The organism is Burkholderia sp. 22313 (assembly GCF_052045245.1).
Taxonomy (GTDB): domain Bacteria; phylum Pseudomonadota; class Gammaproteobacteria; order Burkholderiales; family Burkholderiaceae; genus Burkholderia.
Genome location: NZ_JBQEON010000030.1, coordinates 1 through 16,702, shown reverse-complemented (window position 1 = coordinate 16,702; position 16,702 = coordinate 1). Strand labels below are relative to the sequence as shown.

The 16,702-nt window shown below is 61.2% G+C and carries 8 protein-coding genes and 1 pseudogene; 7 read left to right on the top strand and 2 right to left on the bottom strand.

The genetic code is table 11. From position 1 onward, the window contains the following. The first annotated feature begins 41 nt into the window (after positions 1–41). The 3 genes from ACTJKF_RS22865 to ACTJKF_RS22855 are packed head-to-tail and all read left to right on the top strand — an operon-like array spanning position 42 to position 3,055. Positions 42–1,340 carry a CitMHS family transporter gene (locus ACTJKF_RS22865; RefSeq protein ID WP_440626358.1) on the top strand — a complete coding sequence of 433 codons (1,299 nt, stop codon included), beginning with the start codon at positions 42–44 and terminating at the stop codon, positions 1,338–1,340. A gap of 36 nt (positions 1,341–1,376) precedes the next feature. Continuing rightward, positions 1,377–2,738 (top strand): acyclic terpene utilization AtuA family protein, encoded by a 1,362-nt coding sequence (locus ACTJKF_RS22860; protein ID WP_440626356.1) that lies wholly within the window; start codon positions 1,377–1,379, stop codon positions 2,736–2,738. Next, positions 2,738–3,055, top strand: coding sequence for an AtuA-related protein (locus ACTJKF_RS22855; RefSeq protein WP_440626354.1), 318 nt, complete (start codon positions 2,738–2,740; stop codon positions 3,053–3,055). Before ACTJKF_RS22860 ends, ACTJKF_RS22855 begins: the two co-directional genes overlap by 1 nt. Before the next feature lie 117 nt (positions 3,056–3,172). Here the strand turns inward: ACTJKF_RS22855 and ACTJKF_RS22850 are convergent, their stop codons facing one another. Next, positions 3,173–3,637, bottom strand: coding sequence for a hypothetical protein (locus tag ACTJKF_RS22850; RefSeq protein WP_440626352.1), 465 nt, complete (start codon positions 3,635–3,637; stop codon positions 3,173–3,175). Beyond that, positions 3,613–4,284 (bottom strand): DUF6402 family protein, encoded by a 672-nt coding sequence (locus ACTJKF_RS22845; protein WP_440626350.1) that lies wholly within the window; start codon positions 4,282–4,284, stop codon positions 3,613–3,615. Before ACTJKF_RS22845 ends, ACTJKF_RS22850 begins: the two co-directional genes overlap by 25 nt. A 277-nt stretch (positions 4,285–4,561) precedes the next feature. Between ACTJKF_RS22845 and ACTJKF_RS22840 the strand changes: the two genes are divergently transcribed. The 4 genes and pseudogenes from ACTJKF_RS22840 (at position 4,562) to ACTJKF_RS22825 (ending at position 16,698) form a co-directional block, all read left to right on the top strand. Continuing rightward, positions 4,562–14,830: a hemagglutinin repeat-containing protein gene (locus tag ACTJKF_RS22840; RefSeq protein ID WP_440626348.1), complete on the top strand. Its 10,269-nt coding sequence runs from the start codon at positions 4,562–4,564 to the stop codon at positions 14,828–14,830. Then, positions 14,830–15,150, top strand: a complete 321-nt coding sequence (locus ACTJKF_RS22835; protein WP_440626346.1) for a hypothetical protein — start codon at positions 14,830–14,832, stop codon at positions 15,148–15,150. Before ACTJKF_RS22840 ends, ACTJKF_RS22835 begins: the two co-directional genes overlap by 1 nt. Before the next feature lie 67 nt (positions 15,151–15,217). Next, positions 15,218–15,628: pseudogene (locus tag ACTJKF_RS22830) on the top strand (ShlB/FhaC/HecB family hemolysin secretion/activation protein); the annotation flags it as partial. A 50-nt stretch (positions 15,629–15,678) separates the two neighbouring features. Beyond that, positions 15,679–16,698: an IS30 family transposase gene (locus tag ACTJKF_RS22825; RefSeq protein ID WP_440624553.1), complete on the top strand. Its 1,020-nt coding sequence runs from the start codon at positions 15,679–15,681 to the stop codon at positions 16,696–16,698. Positions 16,699–16,702 lie beyond the last annotated feature (4 nt).

The following is a 16,702-nucleotide window of genomic DNA, read 5'->3' as shown; positions in this document are numbered from 1 at the left end:
CTTACGCTCGTCTCCAACAAAAGACAAGGTAGGAGACACGGATGCTGCCGTTACTCGGGCTTGGCACGATCGTCGTGCTGCTGGCCGCCATTCTGTCGAAGCGCATGTCGCCGCTCGTCGCGCTGATCATCGTGCCGATCGCGGCGTCGCTGATCGGCGGCTTCGGGCTGCAGACGAGCAAATTCGTGATCGACGGGCTGAAGGGCCTCGCGCCCGTGGTCGGGATGTTCGTGTTCGCGATCCTCTATTTCGGGACGATCACCGACGCCGGCACGCTCGATCCGATTATCGATCGCATCCTGCGCGCCGTTGGCACGCGGCCCACGCGGATCGTGATGGGTACGACGCTGCTCGCGCTGCTGATCCACCTCGACGGCTCGGGCGCCGTGTGCTTTCTCGTGACGGTTCCCGCGGTGCTGCCGCTGTACGACCGGCTGAAGATGGACCGGCGCGTGCTGGCCGCCGCGGTGTCGATGGCGGCGGGGATCAACTTCCTGCCGTGGACGGGGCCGATGATCCGCGCGTCGGCGTCGCTGCACCTGCCGGTGTCGGCGCTGTTCAATCCGCTGATTCCGGTGCAGGCGATCGGGCTCGCGTTCGTGTTTGGTGTCGCGTACTGGCTCGGGCGGCGCGAGGAGAAGCGGCTCGGCCTGTCGCGCGACGATGCGTCGATTCCGCTGCCGAAACGCGAGCTGACGCCCGACGAGCAGGCGCTGCGCCGGCCGCACCTGTTCTGGTTCAACCTGGTGCTGACGCTCGTCGTGCTCGGAACGATGGTCGTGATGGGCGAGAAGATTCCGCCCGCGATCATGTTCATGGTTGGGCTGTGCGTCGCGCTGATGGTGAACTACCCGGACGTCGACATGCAGAGGAAGCGCATCGACGCGCATGCGCGCGCGGCGTTGATGATGGCCGGCATCCTGTTGGCAGCCGGCGTGTTCACCGGGGTCATGCAGGGCAGCGGAATGCTGAAGGCGATGGCGCAGGCGGCGGTCGGCTTCGTGCCGCCGTCGATGGCCGGTCACATTCCGGTCGCGCTCGGCCTCGCGTCGATGCCTCTCAGCATGCTGTTCGATCCCGATTCGTTCTACTTCGGCGTGCTGCCGGTGATCGCGGAGGTGGCCGGCCAGCTCGGCGTGCCGGCCGTGCATGTCGGGCAGGCGGCATTGCTCGGCCAGATGACGACCGGGTTTCCGGTCAGCCCGCTCACGCCCGCGACGTTCCTCGTCGTCGGCCTGTGCGGGATCGAGCTGGCCGAGCATCAGAAGTTCACGTTCCCGCTGCTGTTCGGCGCCTCGATCGTGATGACGATCGCGTGCGTCGTGCTGGGCGTATTTTGATTTTTCCCGGCGCGCGCGCCGGATGACGGTATCGACATGACAGCAAAGCCATCCTACGAACGGCGCGTGCGCATCGGCGCGGGCGCCGGCTACTCGGGCGACCGGATCGAGCCGGCCGTCGAACTGGCCGAACACGGGCAGCTCGACTATCTCGTCTTCGAATGCCTGGCCGAGCGCACGATCGCGATCGCGCAGCAGGCGCGGCGCAAGGATCCGTCACTCGGCTACGATCCGCTGCTCGACGCGCGCATGCACGCCGTGCTGCCGGTGGCGGCCGGCAAGCGCGTGCGGATCGTGTCGAACATGGGCGCCGCCAACCCGCGCTCGGCCGCGCGGCGCACCGCGCAGATCGCGCGGTCGCTCGGCCTCGCGGGGCTGAGGGTCGCGGCGGTGGAGGGCGACGACGTGCTCGATGTCGTGCTGCGCGGCGCCTTCCGCTTCGAGGAGTCGGGCGACGAAGTCGCCGCGTATCGCGACCGCATCGTGTCCGCGAATGCGTACCTCGGCGCCGCGCCGATCGTCGATGCCCTCGCGGCCGGCGCGGACGTCGTGCTGACCGGGCGCGTCGCCGATCCATCGCTGTTCGCCGCGCCGCTGATCCACGCGTTCGGCTGGCGGATGGACGACTGGGACACGCTCGGCGCCGCGACGGTCGTCGGCCATCTGCTCGAATGCGCGGGGCAGGTGACGGGCGGCTATTTCGCCGACCCCGGCTACAAGGACGTGCCGGATCTCGCGCGGCTCGGATTCCCGATCGGCGAGGTCGCGGGCGACGGCTCGGTCGTGATCACCAAGGTGCCGCATGCGGGCGGTCGCGTCAGCGAGGCGACCTGCAAGGAACAGTTGCTGTACGAGATTCACGATCCGGCGCGCTACCTGCAGCCGGACGTCGTCGCAAATTTCACGGGCGTGACCGTCACGGAGGAAGCGCCGGACCGCGTGCGCGTGACGGGTGGGCGCGGCGCCGCGCGCACCGATACGCTGAAGGTGTCGGTCGCGTATGTCGACGGCCATGTCGGCGAAGGGCAGATTTCGTATGGCGGGCCGGGGGCGCTGGCGCGTGCGCGGCTCGCGCTCGACATCGTCCGCGAGCGGCTCGCGCTGACCGGCGTGGCCGCGACCGAGTTGCGCTTCGATCTGATCGGCGTGGATGCGCTGTACGGCGACGCGACGCCCGCCGTGCGCGGCGAGCCAGCCGAAGTGCGCGTGCGCGTGACCGGCCGTGCGGCGAGCGCGGCCGAGGCCGCGCGGATCGGCAACGAAGTCGAGACGCTTTATACGAACGGGCCGGCTGGCGGCGGCGGTGCGTTCAAGTCGACGCGCGAGGTGATCGCGGTGCAGTCGGTGCTGCTGCCGCGCGCGGCCGTGACGCCGTCGTTTTCATTCGTGGAGGCCTGATGCAACTGCGTGAACTGGCGCATGCGCGCACCGGCGACAAGGGCAATACGCTGAACGTGTCGATCATCTGCCGAGATCCGCGTCACTACGAACACCTGCGCGCGCATCTCGATGCGCCGGCGGTGAAGGCTTGGCTCGCGGGTATCGTGCGCGGCGACGTCGTGCGCTACGAGCTGCCGGCACTTGCCGCGTTCAACTTCGTGCTGCGCAATGCGCTTGGCGGCGGCGTCACGCGTTCGCTCGCGCTTGACGCGCACGGCAAGTCGGTCAGCTCCGCGCTGCTGGCGATCGACGTGCCGGAGCCCACTGACGGATGATGTTGCCGCTCGGGGCAGCTGGAACAATAATTTCGGTGGTGCGATCCAAAACCCGCGGCACGCTCCTTTCAATCCGGCAGGGCGTGGATTGTCGAGTATCGGAAAAATCGCATCCGCTTAGTTGAAAAATGGAAGTCGCGCTCTTGCCCGGTCGATCATGGTCGGTGGCATGGTGATTGTATAGTCGGCTTGCTTCTCGTCATCTTGATAAGTAATGCTATCGGGCCCTATTCTGAGCGGCTCGTGGCCCGGTTGCCCATCCCAAAATACTTTGTAGTATCTCTTGGCCAAAATATCACCATGAGTATCGGTGACGGTCAATTGCACCGAGTCCATGCCATCGCCAAGGAAGCGGCTATTGTTGATGCCGCTTCCACAGATATTGATCATGTATTTCCTGTCGTTGAATTCCTTGATTCCGCCGTTTAGCTTGCCGTTATAGTTTCGGTGTAAGCAGTCGGTGTAATCATGGTTGCCCTGTAAAAAAAGGATGCTGCTTGCGACGAGCAATAAAAATATCAATGTGCCGACAATGAAGGGGGCTCGGCGGATTATTTTTACATGGGTTCTAACGGGCGGCATATTGTTTCCAGTTTGATTTTAATCGGCTTTTTGAGTTTTAGAAGCTGTGGCTTGCTGTAGATCATGAAGTCACTGCCCCTGTTGTGCAGTTCTCGCCACTCGTTGTAATTTTTATTATACACGGGGTAGTAGACGTTTTTGATGAGGAGTTTTCTGATCCCGGGGCGCTTGTCAACGGGCTTGTCGAGCGGATCTCCCGAGAAATAGTGCCTGTTGGTGGTTGTTTCCGTAATCGGCGCGTTGCCCATCCGGGTGTGAAGCTTCTTCCCGTCGATTATATCGCTGACGGCTGCGCGATACGAAAGGATCATGTCATTTTTATTCCAATGCCCGAGATATTGACTGTTTCCGTCGCCTTTGTCGTTGAAGGAGTAATTGTCCTTCACGTAGACGTGGATGTGAGTGATTGTGGCGATGGCGTCAATGCAATATGCTTTCGTTCTTGCTGTTGTGTCATACTGAAAGTATTTTCCGGTGGAAATATTTACTCGTCCGACGGCGGCATACAGGTTGAAATTTCCCAGTGCTGCGGAGTGCGCCGATGCGGAAATGCATCGACGGAGCAGCCGTAGCTGGCCGGGCTCAGGAAGGTGATATGTGGTTGAAAGAAAGTTGATTATCGGTTGTGCGCCAATTCGCCCTCGCAATTCTGTCAGGGATTTTTGAGGTGATGGGTGAGGTAATATTCGCGCGGATTGCCATTACAATGGTGCCTATAGTTGCGGACGACGCAATATGTAACTTGCCACGGTCGGGATAGCGGGGGCGAGCGCCCGTGTTGGAGCTTCGGCGCGAACGAGCTGTGTCACCCGGGCAACGATTGACGTTCTTTGACGCTGACTTTCTACGTTTCAGTTAGATTCCAGCGATGTTCGATGCCGTGAGAGCGGATCGAAACAAAAAAATCGCGAGTAGACCAACATCATGAACAAGAACCAATATCGGCTGGTGTACAGCCGCGTGCGCGGTATGCTGGTTGCAGTCGAAGAGACGGCCGGCAGGACGGGGAAAACAAGTACGGGCGAGACTCGCCGTGCCGCCAAGTGCGGCGGCGGGTATCCGGCAGCGAAGTTCGCGTTGCGCGTCGCCGCATTCGGCGCGTTGGTCGCAGCCGGCGCGAATCCGATATGGGCGACTGCGCAGATCGTCGGCGCGGGGCCGCACGCACCCACAGTGGTGCAGACACCCAACGGCCTGCCGCAAGTCAACATCAACAAGCCAAGCGCCGCCGGCGTATCGCTGAACACCTACAACCAGTTCGACGTTCAGAAGAACGGCGCGATCCTGAACAACGCCTCGGCGATCGTCAACACGCAGCAGGCCGGCTATATCAACGGCAATCCGAACCTGAGCGCGGGGCAGGCGGCGCGCATCATCGTCAACCAGGTCAACAGCACGGCGGCCAGCCAGATCAAAGGGTATGTCGAGATCGCAGGGAGCCGCGCGGAGATCGTTCTCGCCAATCCTGCAGGGATCGTCGTGGATGGCGGCGGGTTCATCAATACGTCGCGTGCTGTTCTAACGACCGGTGTGCCGCAGTTCGGCGCGGACGGTTCGCTGACGGGCTTCAACGTGAGTCGCGGCCTGGTGACCGTGCAAGGCGCGGGGCTGGATGCGTCCACGGTGGATCAGACCGACATCATTGCGCGTGCTGTTCAGGCTAACGCCGCGATCTACGCGAAGAATCTGAATGTGATCGCCGGCTCGAACCAAGTCAATCACGACACGCTTTCCGCGACGCCGATTCAGGGCGATGGCGCGGCACCGGCCGTCGCGATCGACGTCGCCCAATTGGGCGGCATGTACGCGAATCGGGTGTTTCTGGTCGGCAATTCGGCCGGTGTCGGCGTGGCGAACGCCGGCACGATCGCGGCACAGGCGGGTGATCTGACATTGCAGTCGGATGGTCGCCTGGTGCTGACCGGCAAGACGACGGCGAGCGGCAACGTCGCGATGTCGGCTGCAGGCGGGATCCAGAATAGCGGCACGACGTACGCGCAGCAGTCGCTGTCGGCAAGCACGGGCGCCGATGTTACGAACAGCGGGACGCTGGCTGCGCAGCAGAATACGACGGTCAATGCGGGCAGCGTCGATTCGACGGGTACGCTGGGCGCGGGCGTGAACAACGACGGTTCCGTCGCGCACGCCGGCGATCTGAGCGTGACGACGTCGGGTCGGTTGAGGGCGACCGGCGAGAACGTAGCCGGCGGTACCGCTTCGCTGACCGGTGCCGCGGTGAATCTCGCCGGCAGTCAGACGGCGGCGAACGGCAATCTGTCGCTGAACGCAGTGGCGGGCGACGTGAATCTCGCGAACGCGACGACGAGCGCTCAAGGAGTCGTGTCGGCCAACGCTTCAGGCACGGTGGTGAATGATCTCGGCATCCTGTCGAGCGGCGGCGGCGTGACGCTGACCGGCGGCAACCTGTCGAACCAGGGCGGCAAGGTTTCGTCGCAAGGCCCATTGGCGGTTAATGTCGGCGGACAGATCGCGAACCAGTCCGGCGAACTGGTATCCGAAAGCACGGCGGACGTGCGTGGCGGCGCCATCGCGAACAACCAGGGCACCGTTCAAAGCGCGGCTAGCATGACAGTGGCCGGCGCGTCGCTGGACAACACGGCGGGTCGGATCACGTCGCTCAACAGCGATGGCCTGACAGTGACGACGGGCGGTGAGTTGACCAATGCGGCAGGTAGGACCGCGAACGGCGCACAGGGCGGCATCATAGGCGGCAATGGCCACGTCACCGTGCGAGGCGGCAAGGTCGCGAACCACGGCAGGATCACATCCAATGCAAACCTGCATGTGTCCGGGCAATCGGTCGACAATGCCAATGGAGTTTTGCAGGCCGCACAGAAGGTGGCGGTCGATGCGGGCGCGCGCCTGACCAACAACGGCGGTTCGATTGCCGGCCAGAGCGCCACACTGACTGGCACGACCCTCGACAATAGTGCGGGTGCCGTGCAGGCCGCCCAGGTCTCGTTGAATGCGACCGACCTTGTGAACCACGGCGGCACGATTACGCAGACCGGCACAGGCGCGATGAGCGCGAACGTGTCGGGCACGCTGGACAATTCGAACGGCGGTACGCTGCAAACCAACAGTACCGACCTCACGCTCGGGGCGGCGGCCATCGTCAACGATGGCGGCACGATCACGCATGCCGGCAATGGTACGTTGACGATCGATAACGGTACGGGCCGAGTGTCGAATGTCGGCGGCACTATTACCGGCAACGGGCGTGTCGCAGCTCGAACGGGGACGCTGAACAACACGGCCGGGGTAATCAGCAGCCAAACCGGATTGACGGCAACCGTCGCCAGCGCGCTCGACAATACCGGAGGCAAGCTGCTGTCGAACGCCGACCTCGGCATCGCAGGCGGCACGCTGAAAAACGATAACGGGAGGATCAGCGCGAATACGAACGCGTCGGTCCAGAGTGGAACCATGTCGAACAGCGGCGGGTCGATCGCTGCGTCGACGCTGAGCGTGACCGCGAGCGAATTGCTCGACAACAGTCAAGGCACGCTGGAGGCGAATCAGCTCGCATTGACCGCGCCGAACTTGACGAACCATAACGGGACGATCACCCAGTATGGCTCGTCGGCGATGAAAGTCGACGTCAGCAACACGATCGACAATTCGGCTGGCGGCGTGATCCAGACCCGCAGTACCGACCTTACACTGTCTCCTGCGACGCTGATCAACGATCACGGCACGATTACGCATGTCGGGACGGGCACGCTTACGCTCGGCAATGGGGCGAATGCGATCAGCAATGCGGGCGGGAAGATCGTCGGCAATGGCCGGGTCGACGCCCGGTCCGCAACGCTCGACAACACGGCGGGTTCGATCACTGCGCAGGCCGGGCTGGCGGCCGAGGTCAGCGGAACGCTTAACAACGCGAACGGCAAATTGCTGTCGAGTACGGACCTGGGCGTGACCGCCGGTATGCTGGTCAACGACGGCGGACAAATCGGCGCGAGTGCGAATGCGACGATCCAGACCGGCTCGATGACGAACAAGCAAGGGTCGATCGTTGCACCGAATCTCATTGTGAAGGCCAGCAATCTGCTCGATAACAACCAAGGCAGACTCGAGGCAAACCAGCTCGCGTTGACGGCGGCGAACCTGACAAACCGTGGTGGCACGATCACTCAATACGGAACGTCGGCGATGGCCGTCGACGTCACCGGCACACTCGACAACTCGTCGGCCGGCGTGATCCAGACCAACAGTACGGACCTCACGCTCAGGCCGGCCGAGCTGAACAATGCGGGCGGAACGATCACGCATGCCGGTACGGGTACGCTGACGATCGCGCCGGGCAATGGAGCCGGCTCGCTGAACAATGCTTCGGGCACCATCGTGACCAAGGGGCAGGCCGTCGTCAGCGCGGGCAACTGGAACAACGCGAACGGGATTCTCGCCGCGCAACGCGGTGTGAACGCGGCGATTGGCGGCGATGTGAACAACACGCAGGGCCTGCTGCGCTCGAATGCTTCACTATCGCTCTCGGCCGGCGGCGCGGTATCCAACCGCGGCGGTCACGTCCAGGCGGGCCAGTCGACAGCCGGTGACGCGAGTACGCTCGATCTTCGAGCAGCGTCGCTCGACAATACGGACGGTGCCGTCGTCGATCTCGGCACGGGCCAGATGAACGTCCAGGGTGGGGCCTGGATCGCGAATAGCCATGCCGGCAACGTGTCAGGCATGGGCGCGATCACCGGCAACGGCGATGTCACCATCGGCGCGGCATCGATCAGTAACACCCAAGGCGGGCAGCTCAGCGGCGGCTCCCTGCACGTGAACGCGAATACCGTCGACAACAGCGGCGGCGCGATCGGTAACGTCGCGAATACGAACGGCGACGTGAACGTGGCGGCAGGCGGCGCGATCACGAACACGAATGGCCGAGTCAGTTCTACGCGCAATCTGACGATGTCGGTTGCCACGTTGCTGGGCGGCGGGGCGTACAGCGCGGCGCGCGACGTGAACGTGAATCTGCAGGGCGACTACGTGTCGACCTTCGACACGCAGTTCAACGTCGGTCACGATCTCACGTTCACGCTGCCAGGCACCTTCACGAACAATGCGAACCTGCAGTCGGTGAACAACCTGAGCGTCAATGCAGGCAACATCGTGAACGTGGGCGCGATGACGGCAGGCGGGCTGCTGCGGACGCAATCGGCCAATTTGTTCAACACGGGCGCGCTCGTCGGCGCGAGTGCGTCGCTCAATGCGACCGGTACGATTTCGAACGTTGGGCCGACTGCACTGATCGGCGGATCGGATGCCAACGGCACGCTCGAGATATTCGCGCGTGACATCGAGAACCGGGACGATACATTGTCCGCCGACACGATGGCGACGACGGCCATCTTCGGCATGGGTAAGGTCGTATTGGCGGGCAGCAAGGACGCGAGCGGCAATTACACGAATGCGGCGCTGGTCAACAATGCGTCGGCGCTGATCCAGTCCGGTGGCGACATGGAACTGCATGCGGACCGCGTCACGAACACGCGTCGTCAGATGCAGACATCGGGCGGGACCACGAGCGTCGACCCCGCGGTGCTGGAGCAACTGGGCATCAGCATGTCGGGCTGCATTGCGTACTACATGGCCGCTTGTAGTGGTCAGGATGTTCATTGGATCAACCTCTCGCGCGATCCCAACTATCCGGATTACGATCCGGCGCCCATCATCGCGAAGCTGCAGACCCAGCCGGGCGGTGTGTTTACCGTTCCGCCGAACGGCGGGCAATGGAACAGCGGCTATCAATACACGACTTATACCGGCACGGCAGTCGCGAACACGGTTACGGCGTTGAGTGCTGCCGGCCAGATCGTGTCGGGCGGCAAGATCGACGCGACGACGGTCGGGAACCTCCAGAACTACTGGAGCCACATCACGGCCGTGGGCAACGTCGACATGCCGCAGCATTACGACGGCGACGGTTGGGCGGCTTCCGGCCAGCAGGCACCGGCCGTGACCGTCACGTATTCGGGCTATTACCACTACAACAACTACGACAATAGCGAGCACAACTGGACATTGCCGTTCGGTAACATGCCGTTCGTCGGCGGCCCGGGCGGCTACACCCAGGCGGCGCCGGCCGATGTCAAGAAGTATGCGATTGCCGGTTACGACTCGACGTTGGGGTCGAACGGCACGATCACGGGCACGGGCGTCAGCATCAACAACACGGCGGGCAATGCCTTGATTCCGTCGCTCGGGCTGCTTCCCGGCCAGGAAGTACCGGGTCTGACGTTTGGAAGCCTGAACGGTAATGCCGCGGTGTCGAAAACGTCGGGCGGTATGGTAACGGGGCAGGTTTCCAGCACCGGCGCGAAAGGCGGGACCGTGACGAGCAAGCCCGTTCAGCCCGTCAGCCCGATCATTGCCGGCGCGACGGCGCAAAGGGTGTTGGACAATCTCTCGATTCCGCAGGGCGGGTTGTACAGGCCGAGCCAGTCGCCGAACGCGAACTACGTGATCGAGACGAACCCTGCGTTCACGAATCAGAAGACCTTCCTGTCGAGCGACTATTTTTTCAATCAGATCGGCGTAGATCTGACGCACGTTCCCAAGCGCCTCGGCGACGGGTTCTACGAACAGCAGCTTGTCAGAAACGAGGTGACGGCGCTCACGGGCAAGGCCGTGCTCGGCCCGTACACCGATTTGCAGGCGATGTATCAGTCGTTGATGGGGGCTGGCGCGGATCTGGCGAGATCGCTCGATTTGCCGGTGGGCGCGAGCCTGTCCGCCGATCAGGTATCGAAGCTGACCGGCAACGTGATCATGATGGAAACGCGCGTGGTCGACGGCCAGTCGGTGCTCGTGCCCGTCGTGTATCTGGCGCAGGCGAACCAGCAGAACGTCAATGGTCCGCTGATCACCGCCACCGACATCGATCTGAAGGACGCGCAGAACTTCACGAATAGCGGCACGGTGAAGGCCGACAACACGCTGTCGATCCAAGGCAAGCAGATCGACAACGCGTTCGGCGCGCTGCAAAGCGGCGGGCTGATGTCGCTGACGACGGACGGTCAGGTCGATTTGACCTCGGCCAAGGTGAAGGCCGGCAGCCTGAATCTGAATGCCGGTGGCGATCTGATTCTGAACACCGCGACGAACACCAGCACCCAGGTAAGTCGTGACGGTGCGACGAGCGTCAAGGCGACGCTCGGGCCGACCGCGCAACTCGATGTGCTTGGCGATGCGTCGATCAAGACCGGCGGAAACTTCCAGCAGAATGCAGGCAGCCTGACGGTCGGCGGCAATTTCGGCGCGAACGTTGGTGGCGACTGGACGCTCGGCACGCAGCAGGTTGGCGAGCACAAGATCGTCCAGCGGGCGAATGGCGTGTCGAACACCGATCTCAATAGCGTTGTCGGGAGTTCGGTGAAGGTGGGTGGGCAGTCCGAAATCGCCGTCAGAGGCGATCTGACGGCGAAGGGCGCGCAGATCGACCTTGGTCAAGGCGGGACGATTGCCGCCAACGGCAATGTGATGCTAGGAACGGCGAGTTCTACATCGACGGTGAATGCGAACAGTTCGGGTGACGACGGCAGCCGAAGCTATGCGGAAACGCTGCATTCATCGAGCCAGACGCTGGCAGGCACGACGCTGACCGCTGGCAACACGATCAATATCGTGTCGGGCAAGGACATTACGCTAAGCGGCAGTGCGATCAGCCTGGAAAAGGGCAATGCGAATCTGCTGGCGGTGGGCGACGTGAATGTGGGCGCGGCGACCGAGGCACGCGAATATAACTCGCACGAAACGCACAGCCACAGCAACGTCGTCAGCGGTTCGACGGTCGCGAGCGGGATCGATCAGACCGCGACCTATAGCGTAGGCAGCACGATTTCCGCGGATGGCGTCACGGTCAAGAGCGGGCGGGACATTAACGTGACGGGAAGCAATATCGTCGGCACGAACGATGTGGTGCTGTCGGCCGCGCGCGACGTCAACATCAAGACCTCGCGGGACACGGTTCAATCGTCGACCTACTACGAGAAAAAGGAATCCGGCTTGCTGTCGAACGGTGGCATGTCGGTGACAGTTGGCTCGCGGTCCATGACGGATCGTCAACAGTCCGCAACCGTGACGAACAATGCAAGCTCAATCGGTTCGCTCGACGGGAACCTGTCGATAGCAGCCGGTAACAACGTGAACGGTACAGCGGCGATTTTGCACGCCGGTAACGACGTCGATATTACGGGCAAAGGTGTCAGGCTAGATTCGGCGTATGACACGATGAGCCAGGCCGAGCAACAGCAATACCGCCAAGCTGGTGTGACGGTGGGCTTGTCGAGTCCGGTAATCGCGCTGGCGCAAACTGGCAAACAGATGATTGAAGCGGCCGGCAAGACCAAAGGCGATGCGCGCCTGACGGCACTGGCTGTAGTGACAACCGGTCTTGCCGCGAAAAACACTTACGATGCAACGGGTGGAGGCGATCCGGCGACGACCGCGAAGTCTGTCGGCATCAATATTTCCCTCGGCGCGAGCAAGAGCGATAACCAATCGCAGGCGCAGGCAAGCACGGCGGTTGGCAGTACGGTATCGGCAGGCCGGAATGTATCGATCACGGCGACGGGTGCAGGTGCGAACAGCGACATCGATGTGATCGGCAGCACGATTTCGGCGGGCAATGACACGAAGCTGAAGGCGGACGGCAAGGTGAACCTGCAAGCTGCCGAGAGTACGAGCAGTATGCATTCAACCAACAGTGGCGGCAGTTTTGGCGTCGGTGTATCGATTGGTTTCGGCCAGCAGAATGGTATTGCGTTCACAGCCGGCGTGGCAGGCAATCGGGGTAACGCCAACGGCGATTCGGCCACATGGTCGAATACGCACGTGACGGCCGGCAATACGCTGACGATCGAATCGGGCGGCGATACGAATCTCAAGGGCGCCGTTGCGTCCGGTAGGCAAGTCATCGCCGATGTGGGCGGCAATCTGAATATCGAGAGCCTGCAGAATACTGACCACTACGACTCCAAGCAGCAAAGTGCTGGCGTGTCGGTCAGCGTATGCGTGCCACCGATTTGCGCTGGGTCGTCCAGCGTCTCCGGCAACATTAGTCAGCAGAAGATGCATAGTGACTACGCGGCGGTTGCTGAGCAGTCAGGCATCAAGGCGGGCGATGCCGGCTATCAGGTCGATGTAAAGGGCAATACCGACCTCAAGGGCGGAGTGATCGCGAGTAGCGACAAGTCTGTTCAGGACGGCGTGAACAGTTTGACGACTGCGACGCTCACGTATAGCGATATTCAGAATCACGCATCGTACGATGCATCGTCGGTCGGGATTTCGGGGGGCTACGGCGGCACGATCGGGAAGAATCAGAAAGGCACGGCGGACAACGTGAATCCCGTCGCTGGCACGGACCTTCCGAATCGTGGTGGATTCTCGGCCACACCTCCAATTGCGTTGAGCGCTTCGGATGATGCGAGTTCGACCACGCGTAGCGGGATCAGTGGTGGCTCGATCAAGATTACCGACAACGCCAAGCAACAACAGCTCACCGGGAAGACCTCCGATGAGACGGTTGCTAGCGTCAATCGTGATACGTCCAACACAGGCGGCGCTCTTGCGCCGATCTTCGACAAGGACAAGATTCAGGCCGGCTTCGACATCACGAGCCAGTTCATCAATCAGGTTGGTACGTTTGTAGACAACCGAATGAAGGAAGCGGATGCCGCGCGAAAGGCGTCGAAGAATCTTGATTTGACGCCCGAACAACGTGCCGCTGCGGAACAGAAAGCGGACCAGCTAATGGCGGATTGGGGGCCGGGAGGAAGCTATCGACAGGTGTTGTCTGCCTTGACGGCTGCTGCGGGCGGTAACGTCACAGGCAGCACTGGGCAATTTGTTCAGGCAGGGATTGTGAATTACCTGCAGCAGCAGGGCGCGGCCTATATCGGTGACCTTGTCAAGGAGGGAGCGGTAACGGAAGGGAGTCCGCTACATGCGGCAATGCATGCGATCGTTGCATGTGCGGGAGCGGCAGCGAGCAGCCAGAGCTGCGGTGCTGGCGCAATGGGCGCAGCCTCGGCCAGCCTGTTGAGCAATTTGTTCGCCGACAGTCCGAACGAAACTGCAACTGAGAAACAGGCCAAGGGTAACCTTATTTCAAGCATCGTCGCAGGTGTTGCCGCCGTCGGCGGTGTAAGCGCGACGACTGCGACCACGGCTGCCCAAACGGAAGTCGAAAACAACTTCCTCACTCAACCACAGCAGACGGCACGTGCGTTGGCGAAGGTCAGCTGTTCGACGGCTGCGGACCCGAGCGCATGCCGTCAGAAGGTGCAACAGCAGTACGCCAAGCTTTGGGAAGATAACGAAGCAAAAGCGAAGAGCTGCGCAAGCGCGGACGCTTGCAAGGCTGCATTGACTGATCTTCGACAGCAACAAGTCGAATACTCGGCTCGAGAAAATCAACTGCAACAAAAGCTTCGGGATACCGGCGGCTTGTCGGCCGCAGAGACGGACGAGCTGCTCAATCTCAAGGCAGCCGACACGAACCTGATTTCCCTGCGTACCTCGGCACTTCAGAGCTACACTCGCTATGCCGGCATGGACGCGCTCAAGTCGTTGCAGGGATCGCAACTGATCGCTGAGCTAGGCATCGGCGCTGCGCCGGGCATCGGCGCGGGAGCCGCAGGGTCACTGACCTCAGTGGGCGCCGGCGCTCTTCGTACGATCAAAGTCGTTTCTGGTGGGAAATCCAACTGGAATGCTGAACTGAATAATCCGAAGCCCAATACGGTCTATAACGTTGACGATTCGAAGGTATATCAAACTGATTCCCTAGCACGGGTAACTCGAGTCGATGGTGACCTGTCCTTGTTGACAAAGGATAGAAATGGTTACCAACAGGTCAAGGCGGGGCGCGAAGGAGGTAGTGGAGATGACGGCGGTCATTTGATCGCGTCCATATTGAACGGGCCTGGAGAGAAGCTAAACATAGTTCCAATGGATTCAAACTTGAATCGCGGAGCATGGAAGCAATTGGAGAATAGTTGGGCCGACGCGCTGAGTGCGGGAAAGCAAGTGAAGGTTTCGATCGAACCGCAATACCAAGGTGATAGTCGAAGACCTGAAGGGTTTAACATCACGTACGTAGTAGGCAATGGTCGACCGGCGCAGCAGTATTTTAGGAATTCGCCTGGAGGAAGGTAATGGACAGCCGAGATGTTGATATATGTAAGGAGATTGGCCAGCTGCTTTATGACGCCGCTCCGGCGGGATCGCATTCGATCGTTATGCGAGCGCAACTCGCGGATGACGACGATCAGGCGCAATTTGAGTTTGATGCCATCGCGGAAAATGGAGATTCTTCATGGTTTTTGGGTAGCGCTAGTCTTAACAGTAGACTATTGGAATTGTTGGTTGAGCATCGTCGATTTTTTGTCTCACAAAATCAACCAAAATGGAAATTGTTCATCCTTGTTGTTGATGTGAATAAAGGAAAATTTTCATTGGAATTGAAATACGACTAAAAACAGAAGGCCCGTATAGGTTGTATGGAGATTAGGCAGAATCAGGGATAGATAGAAAATGAAGATAATGAAGGGGCTGCCGGCGCTGTCGATCACAGCGTTGATGTCGGTTGCTGTGTCGGCTCAGCAGGCCCCGATGCCTGCTGATCAGGCCGCTGCCGCGCGGGCGAACGCGGCGCAGGACCGGCAGGCACAGCAGCAACGCGACGCGCAGCAACGCGACGCGGCGGTGCGCGCGCCTTCAATTCGTTCTGAATTGCCGCGCATTGAAGCATATCCAGCACTTCCCACCGAAACGCCATGTTTTCCTATCGACCGCTTCACGCTCGACGTTCCGGCCTCGTTGCCCGACCCAGCGAAGGCCGAAGGCACATCCGCCTTGCCGATGGATCGCTTTGCGTTCGCCCGGGAATGGTTGAATCACTACGCTGGCCAATGCGTCGGCAAGCAAGGCATCGACGTACTGATCAAGGGACTGCTTAATCTCTAGTTCCAAGTGCAACACCTTGAATCAAGTAAGGTGTTGTGATGAAGAAGTACCAGCATCTGAGCGCGGAGGACCGCGCGGCAATCATGATCGAACGTCAGCGGGGAACCAGCATGCGAGAGATCGCACGGCGATTGGGGCGCAGCGCTTCGACGGTTTCTCGCGAACTGGCTCGTAATCGGAATGCGGCAACGCCGCGCTACGAAGCAACCCAGGCGGCCTCGTCCTATCGGCTTCGCCGTCGGCGCTGCGTACGGCGTCGTAAGTTGAGCGAAGGCAGTACGCTGTACTGGCATGTGCATCATCAACTGGTCTATCGACGCTGGTCGCCGCAGCAAATTGCTGCCAGACTCCGCGACATGCATCCAGACAATCCTGACCAGCGCGTCAGCCACGAAACGATTTACGCCGCGATCTATACCCATCCCCGAGGTGGACTCAAGCAGGCGATGATCGAGGCGCTTCGCCAAGAGAAGCCTGCGCGCGGCACCACCCGTCGAACCCTTGCGCGCAAGAGCTTCGTGCCGGATGAATTGCGCATCATTCATCGGCCTGAGCAGATTGAAACGCGGCAATGGCCGGGACATTGGGAGGGCGACCTCGTCAAAGGCGCGTTCAATCGATCCTGCGTTGGAACGCTGGTCGAGCGTAAAACACGGTTCGTCGTGCTGTGCCGCATGGACGGCTGTACCGCCCAAGACGCACTCGAGGGCTTCACGCGCCAGATGAAGAAGGTGCCGGCCTTCCTGCGTGAGAGCCTGACGTACGACCGTGGATCGGAGATGACCTGTCATGTCGAGCTTGCCGAGCGACTGAACCTCGATATCTGGTTCGCGGATCCATACGCTCCGTGGCAGCGCGGCAGCAACGAGAACACAAACGGCCTGCTACGCCAGTTCTTGCCAAAGGGCATGGACCTCTCGGGCGTCACGCAGACGCAATTGAACGATATCGCCAAGCTGCTCAATGGACGTCCTCGCCAGACGCTCGGTTGGAAAACGCCCGAGGAAGCCATGGCCATGGAACTGGCAGCCGAGGGGTTAGCAAAACGTTGCACTTGACTCT